Genomic DNA, 26,253 nt, shown 5'->3' with positions numbered 1-26,253 from the left:
GGCGCCAGCCATAGCGTACGGGAGCGGATATGTCTGGAGTGCATCTTTCTTTGCGCGCGGCGCGCCACCTTCACCTTGCCGCGCAGGGGCTGCTGAAAAAGCCGGTTCGCCGCGCGCGCCCTGCCGATATTCTTGCTGCCATCACCCGCATGTCTCTCCTGCAAATCGATACTATCAATATCGTGGCGCGCAGCCCGTATCTGGTGCTTTTTAGCCGTCTTGGTAACTACCCGGGCCGCTGGCTGGATGAGGCGCTGGCGCGCGGTGAGTTGATGGAGTACTGGGCGCATGAAGCCTGTTTTCTGCCGCGCAGCGATTTCCCGCTTTTTCGCCACCGTATGCTGAGCCCCGAAAAGATGGGCTGGAAATATCGCGCCGCATGGATGGAAGAACACGCGCAGGAAATCGGCGAATTAATGGCGTTTATCGAGCGTAACGGCCCGGTGCGTTCGGCAGATTTTGAGCATCCGCGTAAAGGTGCCAGTGGCTGGTGGGAGTGGAAACCGCACAAAAAACATCTCGAAGGGCTGTTTACCGCAGGGCAGGTGATGGTGGTAGAGCGGCGCAATTTTCAGCGCGTCTACGATCTCACCACCAGAGTCTTGCCCGACTGGGACGACAGCCTGCATCTGATTGATAAAGCGCAGGCCGAGGCGCAGATGCTCGCTAACAGCGCCCGCAGCCTCGGCATTTTCCGTAGCGCCTGGCTTGCTGATTACTACCGCTTGCGCCATGTCGCTACCGGCCCGCTATTGCAGGCGTGGCAGGATGAGGGATTCGTGGTGCCGGTTGACGTCGAGACGCTCGGGCCGATGTGGTTGCATCATGAGCTTCTGCCGCTGCTTGAGCGAGCTGTGGCGGGCAAACTCACCGCCACCCACAGCGCAGTGCTCTCACCATTCGATCCGGTTGTCTGGGACCGCCGCCGCGCGGAGGAATTCTTTAACTTCTCTTACCGCCTCGAATGTTATACGCCTGCGCCAAAGCGCAAATATGGCTATTTCGTTTTACCATTGCTGCATAAAGGCGCGCTGGTAGGGCGGATGGATGCCAAAATGCACCGCCAGCAAGGCTCGCTAGAAGTCATCGCGCTTTATGGCGAAGAGGGCGTATCGTTCACGGCAGGCGTTATCGCCGGATTGCGGCAGGCTATTGGCGATTTCGCCGCCTGGCAGGGCGCAACCAGGGTCGTTTTCCGCCAGTTGCCCGGCCCGCTTGCGCACGCGTGGGGCGAGGGCTGGGAAATTGACCCCGCGCCTGAAACGCATGTGATATCCTCAAAAGATTAATACCACCGGTCCATCAGGAGGAACCATGGATCATCGTTTACTCGAAATCATCGCCTGTCCGGTTTGCAACGGCAAACTCTACTTCAATCAGGAAAAGCAGGAACTTATCTGCAAGGTTGACCGTCTGGCTTTCCCGCTGCGCGACGGTATTCCGGTCCTGCTGGAAAATGAAGCGCGCGCGCTTACAGCCGAAGAGACCAACCCATGAGTTTTGTGGTGATTATTCCTGCCCGCTACGCGTCGACGCGTCTGCCGGGCAAACCGCTGGTCGATATCAACGGCAAGCCGATGATCATACATGTGCTTGAGCGCGCGCGTGAGTCAGGCGCGGCGCGCATTATTGTGGCGACCGATCACCCGGATGTGGCACGTGCGATTGAAGCGGCAGGCGGCGAAGTCTGTATGACCCGCGCCGATCATCAGTCCGGCACGGAACGTCTGGCGGAAGTCGTGGAGAAATGCGGTTTCGCTGACGATACGGTTATTGTCAACGTTCAGGGCGACGAGCCGATGATCCCGCCAGCGATTATTCGCCAGGTCGCGGAAAATCTGGCGAGTGCGCAGGCAGGCATGGCGACGCTCGCGGTGCCGGTCCATGATGCCCAGGAAGCGTTCAACCCCAACGCGGTCAAAGTGGTGATGGATGCGCAGGGTTACGCGCTCTATTTCTCACGCGCCACCATTCCGTGGGATCGCGACCGTTTCGCGCAGTCGCGCGATACCATCGGCGACAGCTTTCTGCGTCATATCGGTATTTACGGCTATCGCGCCGGGTTTATCCGCCGCTATGTCACCTGGCCTGCCAGCCCGCTTGAGCAGATTGAAATGCTGGAGCAACTGCGCGTCCTGTGGCACGGCGAGAAAATCCATGTGGCGGTTGCCGTCGTGGTGCCCGGCACCGGCGTAGATACGCCTGAAGATCTTGAGCGCGTGCGCGCCGAAATGCGTTAAGAGAAAACCGGCCCCGGCCGGTTTTTTTACGGCGTCACACAGTCGCGCCGACCGGCAGCGTCTGGAACGGTTTGATCTCTTTTAGCACGAACATACTCTGCATCTCTTTTATGCCCGGCAGACGGCGCAGCACCGACATGGCGAATTCCGCGTAGGCGTCGAGATCGCGCGACACTACCTGCAACAAAAAGTCGGCATCTCCACCAATGCTGTAACAGGCCACCACGTTTTCCAGCTCCATGACTTCCTGTTCAAAGCGCCGCGCCTGCGCCTCGCTGTGGCTGTCGATGCTGACCCGCACGAACACCATCACGCCAAGCCCGATTTTGCGGCGGTCCAGCGCGGCGTGATAGCCGAGAATCACCTTATCTTCTTCCAGTTTTTTCACCTTACGCCAGCAGGGCGAGGGCGAAAGGTTGACGGATTCCGCCAGCGCCTGATTGGTGGTGCGTGCATCCTGCTGCAAGAGTGTCAGCAGGGTGATATCGGTGGGCGTCAGGGTATCGTCAGACATAATTTTTCCCGTTTCTCTTTTTAAAGGGTGATTTTACCCTTTTGGAGCGCATTGCGGTGCAATAAAGGTCATTTTTCTCCGCGGTTGTCGGGCAGACTTATTACATCAACTGACAGGGAGAAAAACATGCAATTCGATACCCGCCTGCATAAATGCACTATCGTCGTCGACCGCGCGCTCACGCCAGGGCTTGCCATGAACGCCGCAAGCGTTCTGGGCGTGTGTCTTGGCAGACAGGTCGAGGGATTAGTCGGCCCGATCTGTTAAGCCTGGATGGGGTGACTTATCCGGGCGTGATCCGCGCGCCGCTGCCGGTGCTGCTCGGCGAGGGCAACACGCTGTTAAGCCTGTTTAGCGCCGCGCAGAGCGATCCGCAAATCCTGGTGCTGCCCTTTAGCGCGCTGGCGCAGTCGTGCAAAACCTGGGAGGAGTATGAGCTCCGTCTGGCGGGTGCCAGCAGCGCGCAAACCGAGATGGCGGCGCTGGGGCTGGTCGGCCCGAAAAAACAGATAGCCCGACTGACAGGCAACCTGCCGCTTTACCGTTAAGCTAACTGGCATGGAATTGATCTCAACAGATGACATCCGCCGTAAGGACGCCCATTATAAAAACAGTAGCGTTTATAAGGGTAACGGCAAATGGAGCAACTGCGTGCAGAACTCAGTCACCTGTTAGGTGAAAAACTCAGCCGGCTTGAATGCATTAGCGAGAAAGCAGACACCGCGCTCTGGTCGCTTTACGACAGCCACGGCAACCCGCTGCCGTTGCTGGCGCGGAGTTTTACCTCGCCGGGGCTGGCGCAGCAGCAGGCCGGGAAAATGTCGATTCTCGCGCGTTACGGCACGGTGCGCATGCCCGTGGTGTATGGCGTAATGACGCATGAGGAGCATCCGGGGCCGGACGTGCTGCTGATGGAGCGCCTGCGCGGCGTACCGGTGGAAGCACCGGCGCGCACGCCGCAGCGCTGGGAGCAGCTTCAGGATCAGATTATTGAGGCACTGCTGAGCTGGCACCGCGTTGACAGCCACGGCTGCGTGGGCAGCGTCGACAGTACCCAGGAGAATCTCTGGCCGCACTGGTATCGCCAGCGCGTTGAAGTGCTCTGGAGTACGCTCAATCAATATCAGAATACCGGGCTGACGATGCAGGATAAGCGGATGCTGTTTCGCACCCGTGAATGTCTGGACGCGATGTTCGCCGGGTTCAACGACAATTGCGTGCTGATCCACGGCAATTTTAACCTGCGCAGTATGCTCAAAGATGCGCGTAGCGATCAGCTTCTGGCAATGGTGAATCCGGGCGTGGTGCTCTGGGCGCCGCGCGAATATGAGCTTTTTCGCCTGTTCGACACGCCGATGGCTGAAAGCCTTTTCTGGCGCTATCTCCAGCGCGCGCCAGTGGCGGAATCGTTCCTCTGGCGCCGCTGGCTTTATGTCCTGTGGGATGAAGTGGCGCAGTTACTGCAAACCGGAAAAATGAACCGCGCCGCGTTCAGTAAGGCGTCGGAATCACTTCTGCCCTGGGTCGCCTGAGCCCACGCCTTTTACCCATTGCCAGACGCGCCCGAGAATTTCATAACCGGCGCGTTCGCTGTGCATCAGCCACAGTGAAGACGGATAGACGCGCTCCCACGGATTGAGCGGCGAGTCGATTGCCATCTGGTTGGCGGGGGCTGGTATCGGGTTCAGTCCCTGGCGTTTAAAGAAAATCATCGCCCGCGGCAGATGCGACGCCGACGTCACCAGTAAAAACGGCTGCTTGCCGAGCGCACCGGCGACCGCTGCGGCTTCTTCTTCGGTATCTTTTGGGGAATCAAGCGTAATGATATCGGTGCGCGGTACGCCTAAGCTTTCTGCCACGCGGGCACCTGCTTCAGCGGTGCTGACCGGATTCGTGGTGGCGCGCGCGCCGGTAAAGACCATTTTCGCGCCGGGGTTTGCAAGCCACAGACGCACGCCTTCAGTCACGCGCGGCAGGCTGTTATTGACGAGATTAGAGCTCGGTGCCCATTTGTCATTCCAGGTATAGCCGCCGCCCAGCACCACAATGTAATTCGCTTTCTGACCGTTCCAGGTCGGGTAGTCATCTTCCACCGGTTTCAGCAGCCCATCCGCTACCGGCTGCAGGCTTAACAGCAGCAAAATAACCCAGCTTGCCGTCATTAAAACCTTGCCGCTTTGTTTAAAGCGCGTGAACCACAGCAGCGCAAGCGCGATGCCCATCATCAGCAGCAGAAATGGCAGCGGCAGCAGCAGCGTGCCGGTGAGTTTTTTCAGAATAAAAAGCATCGGTTATGGGTCCTTTTTTAACCATACGGCAGGTAAACGTGGCCTATCTTACGCGAGATGGGTTCATTCTCCCTCCGGCTGTGACAAAATAGCGGTTTTGCCGGATGCGCTTATCACCTGGAGAGTGTGCCCATGCGGGATCGCAATTTTGATGACATCGCCGAAAAGTTTGCGCGCAACATTTACGGTACAACAAAAGGCCAGTTGCGTCAGGCTATCCTCTGGCAGGATCTCGACGCGTTGTTAGGCCTGTTGCCTGACCGTCCACTGCGCGTACTGGATGCAGGCGGTGGCGAAGGGCAAACCGCGTGTCGCATTGCGCAGCGGGGTCATCAGGTGGTGTTGTGCGATCTCTCCGCGGAAATGATAGCTCGTGCTCAAAAGGCGGCGCAGGAGAAAGGTGTGAGCGGCAACATGCATTTTGTACAATGCGCCGCGCAGGAAGCGGGTCAGCATTTGGAAAGCCCGGTTGATCTGATATTGTTTCACGCTGTGCTGGAATGGGTGGCCGATCCGCAGGCGGCGCTGCGTCATTTATGGGAATGTCTGGCGCCGGGCGGCGCGCTCTCGCTGATGTTCTACAACGCCAACGGCCTTCTGATGCATAACATGGTGGCGGGCAACTTCGCGTATGTGCAGCAGGGCATGCCCAAAAAGAAAAAACGCACTCTTTCGCCGGATTATCCGCGCGAGCCGCAGCAGGTTTATCGCTGGCTTGAAGAGATGGGCTGGCAGATCCACAGCAAAACCGGCGTGCGGGTGTTTCATGACTATCTGCGTGAAAAACATCAGCAGCGCGACGAGTATGAGACGCTGCTTGAGCTTGAAACGCGTTACTGCCGACAGGAGCCCTGGGTGAGCCTGGGCCGATACATCCATGTCACTGCGTTTAAGCCGGAGATCCAAGGATAAATTATGAGTACTTTTTCCCAGACAGTCCCTGAACTGGTTGCCTGGGCCAGAAAAAACGATTTTTCGATCCAGCTTCCGGTAGACAGGCTGGCTTTTTTGCTGGCTATCGCCACGCTGAACGGCGAAAGGCTGGATGGCGAAATGAGCGAAGGGGAGCTGGTGGACGCGTTTCGCCACGTCAGCGACGCCTTCGAGCAATCCACGGAAACGGTCACCCAGCGCGCCAACAACGCCATCAACGATATGGTGCGCCAGCGCCTGCTCAACCGCTTTACCAGCGAGCAGGCGGAGGGCAACGCGATTTACCGCCTGACGCCCCTTGGCATCGGCATCACTGATTACTACATCCGCCAGCGCGAATTCTCCACGCTGCGTCTCTCGATGCAGCTCTCCATCGTGGCAAGCGAGCTCAAGCGCGCCGCGGACGCCGCGCAGGAAGGCGGCGACGAGTTCCACTGGCACCGCAACGTTTACGCGCCGCTGAAATACTCCGTTGCGGAAATTTTCGACAGTATCGATCTCACCCAGCGCATCATGGATGAGCAGCAACAGCTGGTGAAAGACGATATCGCCCAGTTGCTGAATAAAGACTGGCGCGCGGCGATCTCCAGCTGCGAACTGCTGCTTTCAGAGACCTCCGGCACGCTGCGCGAACTGCAGGATACGCTGGAGGCGGCGGGCGATAAGCTGCAGGCCAACCTTCTGCAAATTCAGGAAGCGACGCTTGGCCGCGACGATCTTCATTTCGTCGACCGTCTGACGTATGACCTGCAAAGCAAGCTTGACCGTATTATCAGCTGGGGTCAGCAGGCGATTGACCTGTGGATTGGCTATGACCGCCACGTCCATAAATTTATCCGTACCGCTATCGATATGGATAAAAACCGCGTCTTCGCCCAGCGTCTGCGCCAGTCGGTGCAGAACTACTTTGATGCGCCCTGGGCGCTCACTTACGCCAGCGCCGATCGCCTGCTCGATATGCGCGATGAAGAGATGACGCTGCGCGATGAAGAAGTGACCGGCGAACTGCCGCCGGATCTGGAGTTCGAAGAGTTTAACGAGATCCGCGAACAACTGGCGGCGATGATTGAGGCCCAGCTCAACGTCTACCGGGAGCGTCAGCAGCCGCTCGACCTGAGCGTCGTGATGCGCGATTACCTGACCCAGTTCCCGCGAGCCCGCCACTTTGACGTGGCGCGCATCGTGGTAGACCAGGCGGTGCGCCTGGGCGTCGCTGAAGCGGACTTTACCGGCCTGCCAGCTAAGTGGCAGCCCATTAATGATTATGGAGCCAAGGTACAGGCGAATGTCATCGACAAATATTGAACACGTGATGCCAGTGAAGCTGGCGCTCGCGCTCGCGAATCCGCTGTTTCCGGCGCTCGACAGCCAGTTGCGCGCCGGGCGTCACATTGGCCTGGACGAGCTGGATAATCACGCTTTTCTGATGGATTACCAGGGCGAGCTGGAAGAGTTCTACAGCCGCTATAACGTCGAGCTTATCCGCGCGCCGGAAGGCTTTTTCTATCTGCGTCCACGCTCCACGACGCTTATCCCGCGCTCGGTGCTCTCCGAGCTGGATATGATGGTGGGCAAAATCCTCTGTTATCTCTATCTCAGCCCGGAGCGTCTGGCGAACGAGGGTATCTTCACCCAGCAGGAACTCTATGACGAGCTGATGGCGCTGGCGGATGAAACCAAGCTGCTGAAGCTTGTAAACAACCGCTCAACCGGCTCCGATCTCGACCGCCAGAAACTGCAGGAAAAAGTGCGCTCATCGTTAAGCCGCCTGCGCCGCTTGGGCATGGTCTGGTTTATGGGCCATGACAGCAGCAAATTCCGCATCACCGAGTCGGTGTTTCGCTTCGGCGCGGACGTGCGCGCTGGCGACGATCCGCGCGAGGCGCAACTGCGCATGATCCGCGACGGCGAAGCGATGCCGGTGGAAAGCCATCTGCAGCTCAATGATGAGAACGACGATACCCAGCAGGATAACGCGGAGGATGACAATGATTGAACGCGGTAAGTTTCGCTCGCTAACGCTTATCAACTGGAACGGCTTTTTTGCCCGCACGTTTGATCTCGACGAGCTGGTCACCACGCTTTCCGGCGGTAACGGGGCGGGTAAATCGACCACGATGGCGGCGTTCGTCACAGCGCTGATTCCGGATCTCACACTGCTGCACTTCCGTAACACCACCGAGGCGGGCGCGACCAGCGGCTCGCGCGATAAGGGGCTACACGGCAAACTGAAAGCGGGCGTCTGTTATTCGGTGCTGGATGTCGTCAACTCCCGCCATCAGCGCGTGCTGGTGGGCGTGCGTCTGCAACAGGTCGCCGGACGCGACCGTAAAGTAGACATCAAACCGTTCGCCATTCAGGGCCTGCCGAGCGCGATTCTGCCCACACAACTGCTGACGGAAACGCTGAACGAGCGTCAGGCGCGCGTGCTGAGCCTCAACGAGCTGAAAGATAAAATCGACACGATGGAAGGCGTGCAGCTTAAGCAGTTCAATTCCATCACCGATTACCACTCATTAATGTTCGATCTGGGCGTGGTGGCGCGCCGTCTGCGTTCAGCGTCCGATCGCAGCAAATATTACCGTCTGATTGAGGCCTCGCTGTACGGCGGGATCTCCAGCGCCATCACCCGCTCGCTTCGCGACTACCTGCTGCCGGAAAACGGCGGCGTGCGTAAAGCGTTCCAGGATATGGAAGCGGCGCTGCGCGAAAACCGCATGACGCTGGAAGCTATCCGTGTCACCCAGTCGGACCGCGATCTCTTCAAACACCTGATTTCCGAAGCCACTAACTATGTGGCGGCGGATTACATGCGCCACGCCAACGAGCGGCGTATTCATCTCGATCAGGCGCTGGAGCTGCGCCGCGAGCTGTTCAGCAGCCGCAAGCAGCTTGCCGCCGAGCAGTATAAGCATGTCGATATGGCGCGCGAGCTCTCCGAGCACGCGGGGGCTGAAGGCGATCTCGAAACCGATTATCAGGCGGCGAGCGATCACCTGAATCTGGTGCAAACCGCGCTGCGCCAGCAGGAGAAAATCGAGCGCTACGAGGCTGACCTCGAAGAGCTGCAGATTCGCCTGGAAGAGCAGAGCGAAGTGGTGGCGGAAGCGGCCGAGCAGCAAGAAGAGAACGAAGCCCGCGCGGAAGCCGCCGAGCTTGAAGTCGACGAACTCAAAAGCCAGCTTGCCGACTATCAGCAGGCGCTTGACGTGCAGCAGACCCGCGCCATTCAGTACCAGCAGGCGCTCACCGCGCTGGAGCGCGCCCGTGAGCTGTGCCATCTGCCGGATCTGAGCGCCGACAGCGCCGCTGAATGGCTGGATACCTTCCAGGCCAAAGAGCAGGAGGCCACCGAACGCCTGCTGTCGCTTGAGCAGAAAATGAGCGTCGCGCAGACCGCGCATAGCCAGTTTGAACAGGCTTATCAGCTGGTCGCCAGCATTAACGGCCCGGTGAGCCGCGCGGAAGCCTGGGACGTGGCACGCGAACTGCTGCGCGACGCCAGTCAGCAGCGCCATCTGGCCGAACAGGTGCAGCCGCTGCGTATGCGTCTTTCCGAGCTGGAACAGCGCCTGCGTGAACAGCAGGACGCCGAGCGCCTGCTGGCCGAGTTCTGCAAACGCCAGGGCAAAGAGTATGACCCGGAAGATCTCGAAGCGCTGAACGATGAGCTGGAAGCCCGCATCGCGGCGCTCTCCGACAGCGTTTCGCAGGCGGGTGAACAGCGCATGTCGCTGCGCCAGGAGCTGGAGCAGATCCAGAGCCGCGTTAAGACGCTCACCAGCCATGCACCGGCCTGGCTTGCGGCGCAAAACAGCCTCAATCAGATTAGCGAACAGAGCGGCGAGACGTTTGAGTCCGGCCAGCAGGTCACCGAATACCTCCAGCAACTGCTGGAGCGCGAGCGCGAAGCCATCGTTGAACGTGACGAAGTGGGCGCGCGTAAGCGGGCGGTGGACGAAGAAATTGAACGCTTAAGCCAGCCGGGCGGTGCCGAAGACGCACGCCTGAATGCGCTGGCGGAGCGCTTCGGCGGCGTACTGCTCTCTGAAATTTACGACGACGTATCGTTTGACGACGCGCCGTACTTCTCTGCGCTCTACGGCCCGTCGCGCCATGCGATTGTAGTGCCGGATTTGTCGCGCGTGCGCGATCTGCTCGACGGCCTTGAAGATTGCCCGGAAGATCTCTACCTGATCGAAGGCGATCCGCAGTCCTTCGATGACAGCGTCTTCAGCGTTGAAGAGCTGGAAAAAGCGGTAGTGGTGAAAGTGGCCGAGCGCCAGTGGCGCTATTCCCGCTTCCCGTCGGTGCCGCTGTTTGGCCGCGCCGCGCGCGAAAGCCGCATCGAGAGCCTGCATGCCGAGCGCGAGGCGCTCTCTGAACGCTACGCGACGCTCTCTTTCGACGTACAGAAAACGCAGCGCCTGCATCAGGCGTTCAGCCGTTTTGTCGGCCAGCATCTCGCCGTGGCGTTTGAGGCGGATCCGGAAGCGGAAATCCGTAAGCTCAACACGCGCCGCAGCGAAATCGAGCGCGCCATCAGCCAGCACGAAAACGATAACCAGCAGCAGCGCGTGCAGTTTGAACAGGCGAAAGAGGGCGTGGCTCAGCTTAACCGCCTGCTGCCGCGCCTGAGCCTGCTGGCCGATGACAGCCTGGCCGACCGCGTGGAGGAAATTCAGGAGCGCCTGGCAGAAGCCCAGGACGCCGCGCGTTTCCTGTCTCAGCACGGCAATGCGCTGGCGAAACTGGAGCCGGTGGCGTCGGTACTGCAGAGCGACCCAGAGCAGTTCGACCAGCTCAAACAGGATTATGAGCAGGCGCGCCAGACGCAGCGCGACGCCCGTCAGCAGGCCTTTGCGTTAAGCGAAGTGGTGCAGCGTCGCGCGCACTTTAGCTACAGCGATTCGGCGCAAATGCTCAATGGCAACACCGATCTCAACGAGAAACTGCGCCAGCGTCTGGAGCAGGCGGAAGCCGAGCGTACCCGCGCCCGCGAAGCGCTGCGTACCCACGCCGCGAAGCTCAGCCAGTATCATCAGGTGCTGGCCTCGCTGAAAAGCTCCTTCGATACTAAAAAAGAGCTGCTGGGCGATCTGCAACGTGAACTGCAGGATATCGGCGTGCGCGCCGATGCCGGAGCCGAAGAGCGCGCCCGCCAGCGTCGCGACGAACTGCATACGCGCCTCAGTAACAACCGTTCGCGCCGTAATCAGCTGGAGAAACAGCTGACGCTGTGCGAAGCGGAGATGGACAACCTGACCCGCAGCCTGAAGCGTCTGGAGCGTAACTACCACGAGATGCGTGAGCAGGTGGTCAGTGCCAAAGCGGGCTGGTGCGCGGTGATGCGTATGGTGAAAGACAATGGCGTTGAACGCCGTCTGCACCGCCGCGAGCTGGCGTACCACTCCGGTGACGATCTTCGCTCGATGTCGGATAAAGCCCTCGGCGCGCTGCGTCTGGCGGTGGCGGATAACGAACATCTGCGCGACGTGCTGCGCCTGTCTGAAGACCCCAAACGCCCTGAGCGCAAAATCCAGTTCTTCGTGGCCGTGTATCAGCATCTGCGCGAGCGTATCCGCCAGGATATTATCCGCACCGACGATCCGGTCGAGGCGATTGAACAGATGGAAATTGAGCTGGGCCGCCTGACGGAAGAGCTTACCTCACGCGAACAGAAGCTCGCCATCAGCTCCCGCAGCGTGGCGAATATTATTCGCAAGACGATCCAGCGCGAGCAGAACCGCATTCGTATGCTCAACCAGGGCCTGCAGAGCGTGTCGTTCGGCCAGGTCAACAGCGTGCGTCTGAACGTTAACGTGCGTGAAAGCCATGCCACACTGCTGGAAGTGCTTGCCGAGCAGCACGAGCAGCATCAGGATCTGTTTAACAGCAACCGCCTGACGTTCTCAGAAGCGCTGGCGAAACTTTGGCAGCGCCTGAATCCGCAAATCGACATGGGCCAGCGTACCGCGCAGACCATCGGCGAAGAGCTGCTCGACTACCGTAACTATCTGGAGATGGAAGTTGAGGTTAACCGTGGCTCCGACGGCTGGCTGCGCGCAGAAAGCGGCGCGCTTTCTACCGGTGAGGCGATCGGTACGGGGATGTCTATCCTGGTGATGGTCGTGCAGAGCTGGGAAGATGAATCCAGTCGCCTGCGCGGCAAAGACATTTCGCCATGCCGTCTGCTGTTCCTCGACGAAGCGGCACGTCTGGATGCTCGCTCCATCGCCACGCTGTTTGAACTGTGCGAACGCCTGCAGATGCAGCTCATCATCGCGGCACCGGAGAACATCAGCCCGGAAAAAGGCACGACCTACAAGCTGGTGCGTAAAGTCTTCCAGAACCACGAGCATGTGCATGTGGTTGGCCTGCGCGGCTTTGCCGCCCCGCCAGCCGATGCGCTGCCGGGACCGGCTGAAGTCTCGTAACGTCATCAACTCACAGAGCGGGCTTCGGCCCGCTTTCTTTTTGTCCGGCAAATCTTTAAACTTCTTTACATTCGATCAGGCAAATGATTTTTTCTGTTTATATACTCACAATAAGCCTGAGTGCCGAATTATTCTGAAAAACAGGGGGCAAGGGATGGTGCTTAAGAATATGCATGGTTTTCGACGGTCAGCACTGTATGTGTGCCTGGCTCTCAGTATCGCTCCACTGTTTAACGCGTATGCCGATGAACCGGAACTGATCGCCAACGACAGTATTACCATGCTCAGCGCGCAGCCACTGGCGCTGTCTCCGGGCATGGCTTTTCTGGCGGCGAATACGGCACCTGATGCCGCAAGCCGTCTTGCGAGCGCACGCACGCAGTTACAGGCGGCGCTTCCAGCGGGCTTCACGCCGGTCTACATGAATGCGCTGGTGGGGCTATACGCCGCCCGCGATCTTAAACCGCTGTGGGAGAACCGCGACGCGGTTCAGGCATTCCAGCAGCAACTGGCTGAAGTGGCGCTTGCTGGCTTCCAGCCGCAATTTACCGCCTGGGTGGAGCAACTGGCCAATCCTGCCGTGACGGGGCTCGCGCGCGATATCGTGCTGAGCGACGCGATGGTGGGGTATCTGCATTTTATTTCTGGCATCCCAAGCCAGGGCAACCGCTGGCTCTACAGCGAAAAACCGTACAAGCTGGAGATGCCCGCGCTGAACGTGCTGAACCAGTGGCAGGTCGCGCTGGATAACGGCTCTGTGCCTGCGTTTGTGCGCTCTCTCGCCCCCGCGCATCCGCAGTATGCGGCGATGCACGCCTCGCTGTTGCAACTGGTGGCGGATACCCGTCCGTGGCCGCAAATGACCGGCAAAGAGAAACTGCGCCCCGGCCAGTGGAGCAGCGATATTCCGGCGCTGAAGGAGATTTTACAGCGTACCGGCATGCTGGATGGCGGCCCGGATATTGCGCTGCCGGGCGATAACAACGGCGTGGTCAGCCCGTCGGCGGCCCCGCAAACCGCAAGCCAGACCCGTAGTACGCCGAAACCGGCGCGCGCGGTTTACGATAAAGATCTGGTCGCGGCGGTCAAACGTTTTCAGAAATGGCAGGGGCTGGGCGCAGATGGCGTTATCGGTCAGTCCACCCGCGACTGGCTGAACGTGACGCCCGCGCAGCGCGCGGCGCTGCTGGCGCTCAATATCCAGCGTCTGCGCCTGCTGCCCGGCAAACTCAGCACCGGCATCATGGTAAATATTCCCGAGTATTCGCTGGTTTATTACCAGAATGGCAATCAGGTGCTGGCGTCGCGCGTTATCGTCGGCAGACCGGATCGCAAAACGCCGCTGATGAGCAGCGCGCTCAATAACGTGGTGGTCAATCCGCCGTGGAACGTGCCGCCAACGCTCGCCCGCAAAGATATTCTGCCGAAAGTCTGGAATGACCCAGGGTATCTGGAGAGCCACGGCTATACGGTGCTGAACGGCTGGGGAAGTAACGCGGATGTCGTGGATCCATGGATGGTGGACTGGGCGACAATTACGCCGTCTAATCTGCCATTCCGTTTCCAGCAGGCGCCGGGTGCTCATAACTCGCTCGGGCGGTATAAGTTCAACATGCCGAGCTCAGACGCTATCTATCTGCACGATACGCCGAACCATAATCTCTTCCAGCGCGATGCACGGGCGCTCAGCTCCGGCTGCGTGCGTGTGAATAAAGCTTCTGAACTGGCCAATATGCTGCTGCAGGATGCGGGCTGGAATGATTCGCGCATTTCGCAGACGCTGAAAGAGGGGAATACGCGCTACGTGAATATTCCACAGACCATTCCGGTGAACCTCTATTATCTGACCGCGTTTATCGGCGAGGACGGGCGTCCGCAATATCGTACAGATATTTACAATTACGATCACACCGCGCGATCGGGCGCACAAATCCTCCCAAAAGTGGAACAACTGATCCGCTAACAGGTTTAATTCCGCGGACTTAACCTGCTCTATGTGAAGCGAAAACGGGCCAAACGTAAAAAAAGGCCCGTTATTCGCGCCTTTGACCCGTATTGACTCCCCTCCGGCTGGCGGTTAAGGTGCCACTCGTGCGCCAGAAGTGCATAGTTATTGTTCATTTGATTGTAGACCTGAATATCATGGATAAAATTGACGCTCATCGCCGCAAACTGCTGACGATTGGCGGCGCCGCTTTAGGCGCTGCGATACTGCCCACGCCTGCATTTGCTACCCTGTCGACGCCACGACCGCGTATTCTTACGCTCAATAATTTACATACTGGCGAATCCATTAAGGCCGAGTTTTTCGATGGCCGGGGCTATATTCAGGATGAATTAGCAAAGCTTAATCATTTCTTTCGTGATTACCGGGCGAATAAGGTAAAAGCGATTGATCCCCGTTTATTTGACCAGCTTTTCCGTTTGCAGGGGCTGCTCGGCACCCGTAAACCGGTACAGCTGATCTCCGGCTATCGTTCCGTTGATACCAACAACGAACTGCGATCCAAAAGCCGCGGCGTGGCTAAGCACAGCTACCACACCAAAGGCCAGGCCATGGATTTTCATATCGAAGGTATTTCGTTAAGCAATATTCGCAAAGCGGCGTTATCTCTGCGCGCCGGTGGTGTAGGATACTACCCCAGCAGTAACTTTGTGCATATTGATACCGGGCCGCTAAGGCACTGGTAATTAACGACCCCGGCAGCGCGCCGGGTAAAAGGAGCGGTATGAACTATCATATTATTCCGGTAACGGCGTTCGCGCAGAACTGCTCGTTAATCTGGTGTGAGGAGACGCGACAGGCGGCGCTGGTGGACCCAGGCGGCGATGCGCAGCGTATCAAGGAAGACGTCGCCCGCCTGGGCGTCACGCTGCAGCAGATCCTGTTGACGCATGGTCATCTCGACCACGTAGGCGCGGCGGCGGAGCTTGCGGCGCATTACGGCATCCCCATTATCGGCCCGGAAAAAGAAGATGAGTTCTGGTTACAGGGGCTGCCTGCGCAGAGCCGCATGTTTGGTCTTGATGAGTGCCAGCCGCTGACGCCAGACCGCTGGCTTAATGAAGGCGACACGGTGAGCGTCGGCAATATAACGCTTGCCGTGCTGCACTGCCCGGGCCACACACCGGGGCACATCGTCTTTTTCGATGCGCAGTCCCGTCTGCTGGTTTCAGGCGATGTCATCTTTAAAGGCGGAGTGGGGCGCAGCGACTTCCCGCGCGGCGATCACAGCCAGCTTATCGATGCCATCAAGCGTAAGCTGCTGCCGCTTGGCGATGACGTGACGTTTATTCCCGGCCACGGCCCGATGTCAACGCTCGGCCACGAGCGTCTGCATAACCCTTTCCTGCAGGATGAAATGCCGGTCTGGTAAATCTTTCCCAATAAAAAGGGCCGCACAGTGCGGCCCTTTTTGTATCTTTACGCAGCGATTACAGCACCGCGACGATGGCTTCGCACAGCGGCGCCATGTTATCTGGCGTCATGCCCGCCACGTTCACGCGCCCGGAGGCCACCGCGTACACGCCAAACTCTTCACGCAGACGCAGCACCTGCTCTTTCGTCAGGCCGCTGAATGAGAACATGCCGTTCTGTTTGGTGATAAAGCTGAAATCGCGGTTTGCGCCTTTCTCCGCCAGCGTGTTCACAAACAGCTGACGCATACGCTGGATACGCTGGCGCATATCGGTCAGCTCCTGCTCCCAGATGGCGCGCAGCGCGTCGTTGCTGAGAATGGTCGCGACCACTGACGCGCCGTGTGCCGGCGGGTTGGAGTAGTTGGCGCGAATGCAGGATTTCATCTGGCTGAAGGCACGGTCGGCGGCGTCGGCATCCGCCGCAACCAGCGTACAGGCACCCACGCGCTCGTTGTACAGGCCAAAGTTTTTGGAGAACGAGCTCGCGACGATAAGCTCTTTATGCAGCGCGGCAAACGCGCGCAGGCCTTCAGCATCTTCTTCCAGACCACGAGCAAAGCCCTGGTAGGCGAAATCGAACAGCGGCAGCCAGCCTTTCTCGACAGAGAGTTTCGCGAGCTGTTCCCACTGATCCAGCGTCGGGTCGATGCCGGTCGGGTTGTGACAGCAGCCGTGGAACAGCACTACGTCGCCTGCCTGGGCTTCCTGCAGGCTGCTTAACAGGCCGTCGAAATCCAGAGAATGATTGGCGGCGTCGTAGTAGGCATATTCGCGCACTTCCAGCCCGGCGGAGTTAAACACGCCTTTGTGGTTCGGCCAGCTCGGGTTAGAGACCCAGACGCGTTTGACGTCGGTGTTTTTCGCAAGGAAATCCGCCGCGACGCGCAGCGCGCCAGTGCCGCCCGGGGTCTGTGCCGTGCGGGCGCGTTTATCGCTGATGATATGGCTGCCTTTGCCAAACAGCAGTTCCTGCGTGCAGCGGCCAAATTCGGGAATACCGTCAATGCCGAGGTAGTTTTTGGTGGTTTCATTTTCCAGCAGATATTGTTCTGCTTTTTTTACGCTGGTCAGAACCGGGGTCTTACCGGTTTCATCCTTGTAAACACCAATGCCTAAGTTAATTTTGGTTGGGCGATCGTCGGCACGAAACAGATCGGCCAGGCCAAGGATCGGGTCGGCTGGGGCGGCGGTAATGTTCTCAAACATGACGAGGTTCCATTGTGATTTCAGAAGGGAAATTCGCTATCAGGTTAACGGGAGATTTACAAAATGCCAACCGTTTGCCCGGAAAAGTTACGTGGATCGCAAAAGTTGGCAGAATTTTCTTTTACGCATAAAAAAACAGGGCCGAAGCCCTGTTTTTTCGCTATCAGACAACAAGGTTGTGCTGATTAGAACTGGTAAACGATACCCACCGCAGCGGTGTTGTCAGAACCAACGCCCAGTTTGTTATCGCTGTCGATCTGGTTGATGATGTAATCAACATAGGTAGACATGTTTTTGTTGAAGTAGTAAGTGGCACCTACTTCTACGTAGTTGATGTAATCTTCGCTACCGATGCCTTCAACATCTTTCGCTTTAGATTTGTAGTAAGCGACGGACGGACGCAGACCGAAATCGAACTGGTACTGTGCTACAACAGAGAAGTCCTGAGTTTTGTTAGCGAAACCACCATTGATCGGAGTTGCGTTACGGGTTTCACCATACAGAGCAGCCAGGTAAATGTTGTTAGCGTCATATTTCACGCCAGTCGCCCACTGTTCAGCTTTAGCGCCTTTACCGCGAGCCAGAGACTCCTGAGCATTGGTACGATCTGCTGCACCATAACCACCGATTACGCTGAAGCCGTCAAATTCGTAACCCAGAGAGGTTGCCCAGCCGTCACCGTTGGAACGCTGAATATCGTCATTTGAGCCGCCAATTTTTGCGCGCTCGTTTTTACCCAGGTACTGAAGACCGAAGCTCAGACCATCCACGAGACCGAAGAAGTTGCTGTTACGGTAAGTAGCCAGACCGCCCTGACGACCAGCAAAGAAGTTATCGCTGTTGCCTGTATCACCACCGAATTCCGGCAGCATATCGGTTACGCCGATGGCGTCGTATACCAGGCCATAGTTACGACCGTAGTCAAAGGTGCCGAAGTCACCAAATTTCAGGCCTGCAAATGCCAGACGGGTTTTATTCCCTTTCTGAGCATCAGTGCCGCCTTCAGAGTTGTTACCGCTAAAGTTATATTCCCACTGGCCGTAACCGGTCAGTTGGTCGTTGATCTGAGTTTCGCCTTTAAAACCAAGACGGGCATAGGTTTTATCGCCATTACCAGCATAACCATTGTCGCCATTGTCTTTAGTGAAATAGTGCAGACCTACCGCTTTACCGTAGATGTCTACTTTGTTGCCGTCTTTATTATAGATTTCTGCAGCGTTTGCTGCACCGGCTACCAGCAGGGCAGGGATAACCACTGCCAGGATATTGCGCTTCATCATTATTTATTACCCTCATTGGTTTTTTGAACACCTGCCACTGCCGTCAATAATTCATTACGGAACTATTGATGAGAGTTTGGTGTCTTTCTGTGTCTGTCTGGCATCTTTCCATTCATATAATCGTTTCGCTACCCGGAAAGTGCTACAAATGTCTTAATCAGGTAACAAAAAGAAATATTGTGTAAGGATTTATTAATGAAAGGGAACTTTGTGAGAGACCTCAAATTTATTACTTAAGTGAATAAATTTCGGCCATTCCTTTCTTATATATATGAAAAACTTATTATTAATTTGGATAAGGCGCATTTTTATACAATTGTAAGCAACAAGAGTTTTCTACTGGATGAGATGGATGGAAGGCCAGATGTCTGTGGAAGTTGTGTACAAATATGCTATAGCGAAGCGGTGCAAAAAATCGCCATCAGACAATTGATGAATTTTTATACAACCTGAAATTTCCGTGAAACCGTAATAGAAAATGAACAACACAAGGCGGGAAGAAAAAAGGCCAGCAAGTCGCTGGCCTTTTCGGGATTAGAAGTTCGCGTTGCGCGGGGTACGCGGGAAGGGGATCACATCGCGCACGTTCTGCACGCCGGTAACATAGGCGATCAGACGTTCAAAGCCGAGACCAAAGCCGGAATGCGGCACGGTGCCGTAACGGCGCAGGTCGCGATACCACCAGTAGTCTTCTTTATTAAGACCCATCTCTTCCATACGCGCATCCAGCACGTCGAGGCGTTCTTCACGCTGGGAGCCGCCGATGATTTCACCGATGCCCGGCGCGAGTACGTCCATCGCTGCCACGGTTTTACCATCTTCGTTAAGGCGCATATAAAACGCCTTGATGTCTTTCGGGTAATTTTTAACAACGACCGGCGCTTTAAAGTGTTTCTCGGCGAGATAACGCTCATGCTCGGACGCCAGATCCACGCCCCAGTAAACCGGGTTCTCGAATTTCTCGCCGCATTTCTCAAGAATAGCGACCGCGTCGGTGTAATCCACCTGCGCGAAGTCTGCGGAGATGAAACGCTCCAGACGCTCGATGGCTTCTTTATCCACGCGTTCGGCGAAGAACTTCATGTCGTCCATGCGTTCATCGAGCACCGCTTTGAAGACATATTTCAGCATCGCTTCCGCGAGGCCTGCGACATCGTTCAGGTTGGCGAACGCCACTTCCGGCTCCAGCATCCAGAACTCCGCCAGGTGGCGGCTGGTGTTGGAGTTTTCAGCGCGGAAGGTTGGGCCGAAAGTATAGATTTTCGACAGCGCGCAGGCGTAGGTTTCGCCGTTCAACTGGCCGGACACGGTCAGGAACGCTTCTTTACCGAAAAAGTCTTTATCGAAATCGATTTTGCCCTGCGCGTCGCGCGGCAGGTTTTCCAGATCCAGCGTCGAGACGCGGAACATTTCACCCGCGCCTTCGGTATCCGACGCGGTGATAAGCGGCGTGGAAACCCAGAAGAAGCCCTGTTCGTGGAAGAAACGGTGCAGCGCCTGCGCCAGCGTGTGGCGTACGCGAGCCACGGCGCCTATCAGGTTAGTACGCGGGCGCAGGTGCGCGACTTCACGCAGATACTCAATACTGTGGCGCTTGGCCGCCATCGGGTAGGTGTCCGGATCGTCCACCCAGCCGGTCACTTCCACCTGGGTTGCCTGCAGCTCAAAGCTCTGGCCTTCGCCCGGGGATTCCACCACCTTGCCGGTGACGATAACCGAGCAGCCCGTCGTGAGGTGTAAAACCTCTTCATTGTAATTGGGCAGAGAATTATTAATGACAGCCTGTATCGGATCAAAGCAGGAACCGTCATAAACGGCGAGGAAGGAGATGCCAGCTTTTGAATCTCTTCGGGTACGCACCCACCCGCGCACGGTGACTTCACTGTCAACGGCAACGCGGCCCTGGAGTACGTCGGCTACAGGCACAACGCTCATAATTTTCTCTCTGGTTAATGGTCAAAAATAACATTTTCCACCCGGACGGGGGGTTATCTATGTTACCTGGCATACGCCATCAGACAAGCAGAATTCGCGGTGCGGGAAAAAGAAATCGCAAAGGGGAAGGAAAAGCAGGGAGCGCGCGGCTCCCTTTGGGAAAACATCAGCTTGCTTTACGCACCTGAGGAAGATCGAAGGCTTTGCGCAGCGCGCGAACAAACGCCTTATCGTGACAAATCGTTTTGCCGGGGCTGTCGGAGAGTTTGGCTACCGGACGACCATTACACTCAACCAGCTTAATCACGATATTCAGCGGCTTCACGTGCGGGATATCGCAGGTGAGACGGGTGCCGATGCCAAAGCCAAGCTTCACGCGGTCGGCGAAGTGGCGATACAGCTCAATGGCTTTCGGGAAATCGAGGTTATCGGAAAAAATCAGCGTTTTGCTGAGCGGATCGATGCCGAGCTGCTGATAGTGCGCGATAGCTTTCTCGCCCCACTGCACCGGATCGCCGGAGTCGTGGCGCAACCCCTGGTAGCGCCCCGCGAACTCCGGACCGAAATCGCGCAGGAAGGCGTCCATCGTAATACAGTCGGTCAGCGCAATGCCGAGCATATCCGGGTATTCATCAAGCCACGCCTGCAACGCCGCAATCTGGCTGTTCGCGAGATCGGGGCTGATTTGCTGATGCGCCTGGAACCATTCATGCGCCTGGGTGCCCATCGGCGTCAGTGAAAGACGGCGGGCGAGGTCATAGTTACTGGTGCCGATAAACCACGGCTCCAGCTTGAGACGCTCGACAATCGCCTGCTGAACATCGCGCGAGAAACGGCGGCGGGTGCCGAAATCCATCAGACGGAAAGCGCTTAAATCGAGCCCGTCCGTCATGGCGCGAAAATCATCGAGTTTAACTTCAAGATGTGCCAGCGCCTGATCGACGCTCGCTTCCGGGGAACGATAGCGGTGCACCAGTTCGCTAATCACGGCCAGCAGCGGCACTTCCCACATAATGACTTCGCGCCACGGGCCGCTTAAGCGGATATCCAGCTTGCCGCCATCGTTGCGGATCTGCACCTGCGTTGGGTCATAACGGAACGTTTTCAGCCACTGGAGGTAATCGGATTTGAAAAACGGCAGCCCGGAGAGCCACTGATACTCGGCGTCGGAAAGCGCCAGATGCTGCATGGCATCGACCTGTTCGCGAATGGCGTCAGCATAAATGCCCAGCAGATCGTCACCCCGGCAGCGAAATTCCGCTGCGACATGCACGTCATAATAGTGGTGAAAAACCGCCTGCTGCATATGCAGCTTATAGGCGTCCGTATCCAGCAGCGTTTGCAATAGGGGGGAAGCGTATTGTGTCATGGTGCGAACTGGCATCCTCTCACAGGCGCGTGTTTATCAGTGGCATAAGCAGATAAAGACGCAGGAGTATACCCTGATTATCGGTTTATTGAAGCAGGATCACAACACAACCGGCGAAGCGGGTCGAGGGCAATTCGTGCCGCATGTTACTTAAATGTAGCAATCTGCGTCGTAGCTGCTGAAAAGTGAAAGATTCTGCGTGGCAACATTAACGCAACAGGAATAGACTGGAGTCGTAACCATACGGACCCTGGATAAGGTTTTTTATGACTCAACAGCCACAAGCAAAATACCGCCACGACTACCGTGCGCCGGATTACCTGATTACCGATATTGATCTGACCTTCGACCTCGACGCCGCCAGAACGCGGGTCACTGCGGTCAGTCAGATCAACCGCCGCGTGGCGGAGAACGCGCCGCTGCGTCTGGATGGCGAAGACCTTACCCTGATTTCGGTCGAGGTGGATGGACAGCCCTGGACGCATCACCGCCTGGAAGAGGGCGCGCTGGTGCTGGAAAACCTGCCGGAGCGCTTCACGCTCAAAATCGTCAACGACATCAACCCGGCGGCGAACACGGCGCTGGAAGGCCTGTATCAGTCAGGCGAGGCGCTCTGCACCCAGTGCGAAGCTGAAGGCTTCCGTCACATTACCTGGTATCTGGATCGCCCGGACGTGCTGGCGCGCTTTACCACTAAAATCATCGCCGATAAAACGAAATACCCGTATTTACTCTCCAACGGTAACCGCGTGGCGCAGGGCGAACTGGACGATGGCCGTCACTGGATGCAGTGGGAAGATCCGTTCCCGAAACCGTGCTATCTGTTTGCGCTGGTAGCAGGTGATTTCGACGTGCTGCGCGATACCTTCACCACCCGCTCTGGGCGCGACGTGGCGCTGGAGCTTTATGTAGATCGCGGCAACCTGGACCGCGCCGGCTGGGCGATGACCTCGCTGAAAAACTCCATGAAGTGGGACGAAGAGCGCTTTGGTCTGGAGTACGATCTCGACATTTATATGATAGTCGCGGTCGATTTCTTCAACATGGGCGCGATGGAGAACAAAGGGCTTAACGTCTTTAACTCCAAATTCGTGCTGGCGCGCGCTGAAACCGCGACCGATAAAGACTATCTCAACATTGAGCGCGTTATCGGCCACGAATATTTCCACAACTGGACCGGTAACCGCGTCACCTGCCGTGACTGGTTCCAGCTGAGTCTGAAAGAGGGGCTGACCGTCTTTCGCGATCAGGAATTCAGCTCCGATCTCGGCTCCCGCGCGGTTAACCGCATCAGCAACGTGCGTACCATGCGCGCAATGCAGTTCGCCGAAGACGCAAGCCCGATGGCGCACCCGATTCGCCCGGACATGGTCATTGAGATGAATAACTTCTATACGCTGACCGTGTATGAAAAGGGTTCCGAAGTCATCCGCATGCTGCATACGCTCCTTGGCGAAGCGAATTTCCAGAAAGGGATGCAGCTCTATTTCGAGCGTCACGACGGCAGCGCGGCCACCTGCGACGATTTCGTGCAGGCGATGGAAGACGCGTCGAATGTCGATCTCTCGCATTTCCGCCGCTGGTATAGCCAGTCCGGCACGCCAATTGTCACGGTGCAGGATGATTACAATCCGCAGACCGAGCAGTACACGCTGACGCTAAGCCAGCGCACGCCGCCAACGGCGGACCAGCCGGAAAAACTGCCGCTGCATATTCCATTCGATATCGAGCTGTATGACAACGAAGGTAAGGTCATCCCGCTGCAAAAAGACGGGCATCCGGTGCACCATGTGCTGAATCTGACGCAGGCGGAGCAGACGTTTGTTTTTGATAACGTGTACTTCCAGCCAGTGCCGTCGCTGCTGCGCGAATTTTCCGCCCCGGTGAAGCTGGAATACAAATGGAGCGATCAGCAGTTAACGTTCCTGATGCGCCATGCGCGCAACGATTTCTCGCGCTGGGATGCGGCGCAGAGCCTGCTGGCCACCCATATCAAACTCAACGTCGCGCGTTATCAGCAGCAGCAGCCGCTGTCGCTGCCGCTGCACGTGGCGGACGCCTTCCGCGCGATCCTGTTTGATGAGACCATCGATCCGGCGCTGGCGGCGGAGATCCTGACGCTGCCGTCGCAAAACGAGATCGCCGAGCTGTTCCAGACCATCGATCCGCAGGCCATCGCGGCGGTGCACGACGCGCTGACCCGCACGCTGGCGACCGAGCTTGCTGATGAACTGCTGGCCGTCTACAACGCGCATAAACTCACCGGCTACCGTATCGATCACGCGGATATCGGCAAGCGCGCGCTGCGTAATACCTGCCTGCATTATCTGGCGTTTGGCGACGCGCAGCTGGCCGACAAGCTGGTCTCCGCCCAGTATCACGACGCGGATAACATGACCGACGCGCTGGCAGCGCTCGCGGCTGCCGTAGTGGCGCAGTTACCGTGCCGCGATACGCTGCTTGGCGAGTATGACGACAAGTGGCACCACGACGGTCTCGTGATGGACAAGTGGTTTATGTTGCAGGCGATGAGCCCGGAGAAAGCCGTGGTGAGCAAAGTTCGTGCGTTGCTGGAACACCGCTCCTTCAGCCTCGGCAACCCGAACCGCGTGCGTGCGCTGGTGGGCGCGTTCGCCACTAACAACCCGGCGGCGTTCCATGCCGAAGATGGCAGCGGCTACCGTTTTCTGGTCGATATGCTGATTGAGCTCAACACCCGCAACCCGCAGGTGGCGTCGCGTCTGATTGAGCCGCTGATCCGCCTGAAGCGTTATGATGAAAAACGTCAGGCGCTGATGCGCGCGGCGCTGGAAGAGCTGAAGGCGCTGCCGAAGCTGTCCGGCGATCTGTATGAGAAAGTGAGCAAAGCGCTGGCGTAATGGGCTGATATGGGGTGGTGGGTGCGCTGCGCTTACCCACCCTACAGGGTTCTGTGGTGGGTGCGCTTACACTTACCCACCCTACGGGGTTTTGTGGTCGGTGCGCTTACGCTTACCCACCCTGGATAATACCCTGTCAGCGTTTGTAGGGCGGGTAAGCGTAAGCGCACCCGCCTTTCATTTATAGATAACACATCACCCCACCTTCACTTCCCGCACCGGCACAGGTGTTTTACGCATCACCCGGTTCAACACCCGCGCTTCAAGCTCCGCCAGACGCGGCGTGCCGTGGTGACGCGGATGCGGTAACTCCACGGCCATATCGAGCCCGATTTTTCCGTCTTCGATTAACAACACCCGCTCCGCCATCGCCACCGATTCGCTCACGTCATGCGTCACCAGCAGCACCGTAAAACCGTGCTCGCGCCACAGCGATACAATCAACTCCTGCATCTCAAGGCGCGTCAGCGCATCCAGCGCACCGAGCGGCTCATCCAGTAGCAGCAGGCCAGGGCGATGAATCAATGCGCGCGCCAGCGCCACGCGCTGCTTCTGCCCACCGGAAAGCGCGGCGGGCCAGTCGTTCGCGCGGTCGGCCAGACCCACTTCCTCCAGCGCCCGGCGCGCCGCCGGCTGCCAGTCGCCCGTAAGCCCCAGCCCGACATTATCCAGCACCTTCTTCCACGGTAGCAGGCGCGCATCCTGAAACATCATGCGCGTATCGTCGCGGGCATTAGCGAGCGGCGCATTCCCGGCACGCAGTTCGCCGCCGTCCGGCGTTTCAAGCCCGGCGAGCAGGCGCAGCAGCGTGCTCTTGCCGCCGCCGCTGCGCCCGACCACCGCCACAAACTGCCCGGCGGGAATATGCAGATCCAGCGCGTTAAGAATGGTTTTCACGCCGTAGCGTTTGGTCACGCCTTCCAGCAACAGCGGCGTTCCCTGGTTGAGTCGTGCTGTTGTCATGCGTTCGCCTCCTTTAACTGATAAGCCGGGTGCCAGCGCAGCCAGACACGCTCAAGCAGGCGGGCGCTGAGATCGGCGAGTTTGCCAAGCAGGGCATAGAGAATAATCGCCACCACCACCACGTCGGTTTGCAAAAATTCACGCGCGTTCATTGCGAGGTAGCCAATACCGGAATTCGCCGAAATCGTCTCCGCCACGATAAGCGTCAGCCACATCAGCCCGAGCGCGAAACGCACGCCGACCATAATCGAGGGCAGGGCGCCCGGTAAAATCACCTGCCGGAACAGGCTAAAACCGGAAAGCCCGTAGCTGCGCGCCATCTCCAGCAGACCGCTGTCAATATTGCGAATGCCATGCCAGGTGTTGATATAGATCGGGAACAGCGTGCCGAGCGCCACCAGAAAAATTTTGGCGCTCTCATCAATGCCGAACCACAAAATCACCAGCGGGATCAGCGCCAGATGCGGCACGTTGCGCAGCATCTGGATGGAGCTGTCGAGCAGGCGTTCGCCCCAGCGCGACAGCCCGCTGATAAGCCCGAGCACCAGCCCAATCAGTCCGCCGATGGAAAAACCCACCAGCGCGCGCCAGCTACTGATAGCCATGTGCTGCCAGAGCTCGCCGCTCGCCGTCAGCCGCCAGAACGTCTCCACCACGCTTTCGGGCGACGGCAGAATACGCGTCGACAGCCAGCCCGTCTGGGAGGCAAGCTGCCAGACGGCAATAATTCCCACCGGCAACACCCACGGGGCGGCGCGCTGGAGCCATTTTTGCGAAGCGCTTGTCATG

Annotated in this window: 20 protein-coding genes and 1 pseudogene; 13 read left to right on the top strand and 8 right to left on the bottom strand. The window is 57.7% G+C overall.

Features of this window, described 5'->3' with window-relative positions; genetic code table 11:
- Positions 1-29 precede the first annotated feature (29 nt).
- The 3 genes from CSK29544_RS18335 to kdsB are packed head-to-tail and all read left to right on the top strand — an operon-like array spanning position 30 to position 2,240.
- Positions 30-1,289 (top strand): winged helix-turn-helix domain-containing protein, encoded by a 1,260-nt coding sequence (locus CSK29544_RS18335; RefSeq protein WP_007898153.1) that lies wholly within the window; start codon positions 30-32, stop codon positions 1,287-1,289.
- A 25-nt stretch (positions 1,290-1,314) separates the two neighbouring features.
- Positions 1,315-1,497 (top strand): protein YcaR, encoded by a 183-nt coding sequence (ycaR, locus tag CSK29544_RS18330; protein WP_007898151.1) that lies wholly within the window; start codon positions 1,315-1,317, stop codon positions 1,495-1,497.
- On the top strand, positions 1,494-2,240 hold the full coding sequence (gene kdsB, locus CSK29544_RS18325) for a 3-deoxy-manno-octulosonate cytidylyltransferase (RefSeq protein ID WP_007898148.1): 747 nt from the start codon (positions 1,494-1,496) through the stop codon (positions 2,238-2,240). The genes ycaR and kdsB overlap by 4 nt, the downstream gene beginning before the upstream one ends.
- Before the next feature lie 34 nt (positions 2,241-2,274).
- Here the strand turns inward: kdsB and CSK29544_RS18320 are convergent, their stop codons facing one another.
- Positions 2,275-2,754: an Lrp/AsnC family transcriptional regulator gene (locus CSK29544_RS18320; RefSeq protein ID WP_004385496.1), complete on the bottom strand. Its 480-nt coding sequence runs from the start codon at positions 2,752-2,754 to the stop codon at positions 2,275-2,277.
- 126 nt (positions 2,755-2,880) lie between these two features.
- Between CSK29544_RS18320 and CSK29544_RS18315 the strand changes: the two are divergent.
- Positions 2,881-3,302: pseudogene (locus tag CSK29544_RS18315) on the top strand (DUF2000 domain-containing protein).
- 90 nt (positions 3,303-3,392) lie between these two features.
- On the top strand, positions 3,393-4,286 hold the full coding sequence (locus CSK29544_RS18310; protein WP_007898135.1) for a YcbJ family phosphotransferase: 894 nt from the start codon (positions 3,393-3,395) through the stop codon (positions 4,284-4,286).
- Here CSK29544_RS18310 and elyC read toward each other — a convergent pair.
- Positions 4,263-5,042: an envelope biogenesis factor ElyC gene (elyC, locus tag CSK29544_RS18305; RefSeq protein WP_007898132.1), complete on the bottom strand. Its 780-nt coding sequence runs from the start codon at positions 5,040-5,042 to the stop codon at positions 4,263-4,265. The two genes, CSK29544_RS18310 and elyC, sit on opposite strands and share 24 nt — an antisense overlap.
- A gap of 132 nt (positions 5,043-5,174) precedes the next feature.
- Here elyC and cmoM point away from each other — a divergent pair, with 132 nt between their 5' ends.
- The 7 genes from cmoM (at position 5,175) to CSK29544_RS18270 (ending at position 15,789) form a co-directional block, all read left to right on the top strand.
- Positions 5,175-5,954, top strand: a complete 780-nt coding sequence (cmoM, locus tag CSK29544_RS18300; protein ID WP_007898129.1) for a tRNA uridine 5-oxyacetic acid(34) methyltransferase CmoM — start codon at positions 5,175-5,177, stop codon at positions 5,952-5,954.
- 3 nt (positions 5,955-5,957) lie between these two features.
- Positions 5,958-7,280 (top strand): chromosome partition protein MukF, encoded by a 1,323-nt coding sequence (gene mukF / locus CSK29544_RS18295; RefSeq protein ID WP_007898125.1) that lies wholly within the window; start codon positions 5,958-5,960, stop codon positions 7,278-7,280.
- A complete protein-coding gene (mukE, locus tag CSK29544_RS18290) occupies positions 7,261-7,971 on the top strand; it encodes a chromosome partition protein MukE (RefSeq protein WP_004385487.1) in 711 nt (236 codons plus the stop codon). The genes mukF and mukE overlap by 20 nt, the downstream gene beginning before the upstream one ends.
- Positions 7,964-12,412 (top strand): chromosome partition protein MukB, encoded by a 4,449-nt coding sequence (gene mukB, locus CSK29544_RS18285; RefSeq protein WP_007898121.1) that lies wholly within the window; start codon positions 7,964-7,966, stop codon positions 12,410-12,412. The genes mukE and mukB overlap by 8 nt, the downstream gene beginning before the upstream one ends.
- A 154-nt stretch (positions 12,413-12,566) precedes the next feature.
- Complete coding sequence (gene ldtD, locus CSK29544_RS18280; protein ID WP_007898120.1) at positions 12,567-14,375, top strand: L,D-transpeptidase; 1,809 nt, start codon at positions 12,567-12,569, stop codon at positions 14,373-14,375.
- 179 nt (positions 14,376-14,554) lie between these two features.
- Positions 14,555-15,103: a peptidoglycan L,D-endopeptidase MepK gene (mepK, locus tag CSK29544_RS18275; protein WP_004385484.1), complete on the top strand. Its 549-nt coding sequence runs from the start codon at positions 14,555-14,557 to the stop codon at positions 15,101-15,103.
- 38 nt (positions 15,104-15,141) lie between these two features.
- Positions 15,142-15,789 (top strand): MBL fold metallo-hydrolase, encoded by a 648-nt coding sequence (locus tag CSK29544_RS18270; RefSeq protein ID WP_007898117.1) that lies wholly within the window; start codon positions 15,142-15,144, stop codon positions 15,787-15,789.
- A 58-nt stretch (positions 15,790-15,847) separates the two neighbouring features.
- On the opposite strand, the gene CSK29544_RS18265 is transcribed toward CSK29544_RS18270, so the two are convergent.
- The 4 genes from CSK29544_RS18265 to pncB all read right to left on the bottom strand — a co-directional run bounded on the left by CSK29544_RS18265 (position 15,848) and on the right by pncB (position 21,622).
- Positions 15,848-17,038, bottom strand: coding sequence for an amino acid aminotransferase (locus CSK29544_RS18265; RefSeq protein ID WP_007898114.1), 1,191 nt, complete (start codon positions 17,036-17,038; stop codon positions 15,848-15,850).
- A 185-nt stretch (positions 17,039-17,223) separates the two neighbouring features.
- Positions 17,224-18,318 carry a porin OmpF gene (gene ompF / locus CSK29544_RS18260; protein WP_007849025.1) on the bottom strand — a complete coding sequence of 365 codons (1,095 nt, stop codon included), beginning with the start codon at positions 18,316-18,318 and terminating at the stop codon, positions 17,224-17,226.
- A 534-nt stretch (positions 18,319-18,852) separates the two neighbouring features.
- Entirely contained in the window at positions 18,853-20,253 is a 1,401-nt protein-coding gene (asnS, locus tag CSK29544_RS18255; protein WP_007898112.1) for an asparagine--tRNA ligase, read from the bottom strand.
- A 166-nt stretch (positions 20,254-20,419) separates the two neighbouring features.
- The gene (gene pncB, locus CSK29544_RS18250; RefSeq protein ID WP_029038927.1) at positions 20,420-21,622 is read right to left on the bottom strand and encodes a nicotinate phosphoribosyltransferase; all 1,203 of its coding nucleotides are present in this window, start codon (positions 21,620-21,622) and stop codon (positions 20,420-20,422) included.
- A 266-nt stretch (positions 21,623-21,888) separates the two neighbouring features.
- Here pncB and pepN point away from each other — a divergent pair, with 266 nt between their 5' ends.
- On the top strand, positions 21,889-24,501 hold the full coding sequence (pepN, locus tag CSK29544_RS18245; protein WP_007898107.1) for an aminopeptidase N: 2,613 nt from the start codon (positions 21,889-21,891) through the stop codon (positions 24,499-24,501).
- A 195-nt stretch (positions 24,502-24,696) separates the two neighbouring features.
- Here the strand turns inward: pepN and ssuB are convergent, their stop codons facing one another.
- Positions 24,697-25,464 carry an aliphatic sulfonates ABC transporter ATP-binding protein gene (gene ssuB, locus CSK29544_RS18240; protein WP_007898105.1) on the bottom strand — a complete coding sequence of 256 codons (768 nt, stop codon included), beginning with the start codon at positions 25,462-25,464 and terminating at the stop codon, positions 24,697-24,699.
- Positions 25,461-26,252, bottom strand: a complete 792-nt coding sequence (gene ssuC, locus CSK29544_RS18235; protein WP_007898102.1) for an aliphatic sulfonate ABC transporter permease SsuC — start codon at positions 26,250-26,252, stop codon at positions 25,461-25,463. The genes ssuB and ssuC overlap by 4 nt, the downstream gene beginning before the upstream one ends.
- Position 26,253 lies beyond the last annotated feature (1 nt).

Origin of the sequence: Cronobacter sakazakii (assembly GCF_000982825.1) — a bacterium.
GTDB classification, from domain to species: Bacteria; Pseudomonadota; Gammaproteobacteria; order Enterobacterales; family Enterobacteriaceae; genus Cronobacter; species Cronobacter sakazakii.
The sequence above is the reverse complement of the archived record's forward strand: the minus strand, read 5'-3'. Positions and strand labels throughout refer to the sequence as shown.

Excerpts from the sequence above, each read along its gene's own strand:
- CSK29544_RS18335 (WP_007898153.1), top strand. The coding sequence starts at position 30 with ATGTCTGGAGTGCATCTTTCTTTGCGCGCGGCGCGCCACCTTCACCTT.
- ycaR (WP_007898151.1), top strand. The coding sequence starts at position 1,315 with ATGGATCATCGTTTACTCGAAATCATCGCCTGTCCGGTTTGCAACGGC.
- kdsB (WP_007898148.1), top strand. The coding sequence starts at position 1,494 with ATGAGTTTTGTGGTGATTATTCCTGCCCGCTACGCGTCGACGCGTCTG.
- CSK29544_RS18320 (WP_004385496.1), bottom strand. The coding sequence starts at position 2,754 with ATGTCTGACGATACCCTGACGCCCACCGATATCACCCTGCTGACACTC.
- CSK29544_RS18310 (WP_007898135.1), top strand. The coding sequence starts at position 3,393 with ATGGAGCAACTGCGTGCAGAACTCAGTCACCTGTTAGGTGAAAAACTC.
- elyC (WP_007898132.1), bottom strand. The coding sequence starts at position 5,042 with ATGCTTTTTATTCTGAAAAAACTCACCGGCACGCTGCTGCTGCCGCTG.
- cmoM (WP_007898129.1), top strand. The coding sequence starts at position 5,175 with ATGCGGGATCGCAATTTTGATGACATCGCCGAAAAGTTTGCGCGCAAC.
- mukF (WP_007898125.1), top strand. The coding sequence starts at position 5,958 with ATGAGTACTTTTTCCCAGACAGTCCCTGAACTGGTTGCCTGGGCCAGA.
- mukE (WP_004385487.1), top strand. The coding sequence starts at position 7,261 with ATGTCATCGACAAATATTGAACACGTGATGCCAGTGAAGCTGGCGCTC.
- mukB (WP_007898121.1), top strand. The coding sequence starts at position 7,964 with ATGATTGAACGCGGTAAGTTTCGCTCGCTAACGCTTATCAACTGGAAC.
- ldtD (WP_007898120.1), top strand. The coding sequence starts at position 12,567 with ATGGTGCTTAAGAATATGCATGGTTTTCGACGGTCAGCACTGTATGTG.
- mepK (WP_004385484.1), top strand. The coding sequence starts at position 14,555 with ATGGATAAAATTGACGCTCATCGCCGCAAACTGCTGACGATTGGCGGC.
- CSK29544_RS18270 (WP_007898117.1), top strand. The coding sequence starts at position 15,142 with ATGAACTATCATATTATTCCGGTAACGGCGTTCGCGCAGAACTGCTCG.
- CSK29544_RS18265 (WP_007898114.1), bottom strand. The coding sequence starts at position 17,038 with ATGTTTGAGAACATTACCGCCGCCCCAGCCGACCCGATCCTTGGCCTG.
- ompF (WP_007849025.1), bottom strand. The coding sequence starts at position 18,318 with ATGATGAAGCGCAATATCCTGGCAGTGGTTATCCCTGCCCTGCTGGTA.
- asnS (WP_007898112.1), bottom strand. The coding sequence starts at position 20,253 with ATGAGCGTTGTGCCTGTAGCCGACGTACTCCAGGGCCGCGTTGCCGTT.
- pncB (WP_029038927.1), bottom strand. The coding sequence starts at position 21,622 with ATGACACAATACGCTTCCCCCCTATTGCAAACGCTGCTGGATACGGAC.
- pepN (WP_007898107.1), top strand. The coding sequence starts at position 21,889 with ATGACTCAACAGCCACAAGCAAAATACCGCCACGACTACCGTGCGCCG.
- ssuB (WP_007898105.1), bottom strand. The coding sequence starts at position 25,464 with ATGACAACAGCACGACTCAACCAGGGAACGCCGCTGTTGCTGGAAGGC.
- ssuC (WP_007898102.1), bottom strand. The coding sequence starts at position 26,252 with ATGACAAGCGCTTCGCAAAAATGGCTCCAGCGCGCCGCCCCGTGGGTG.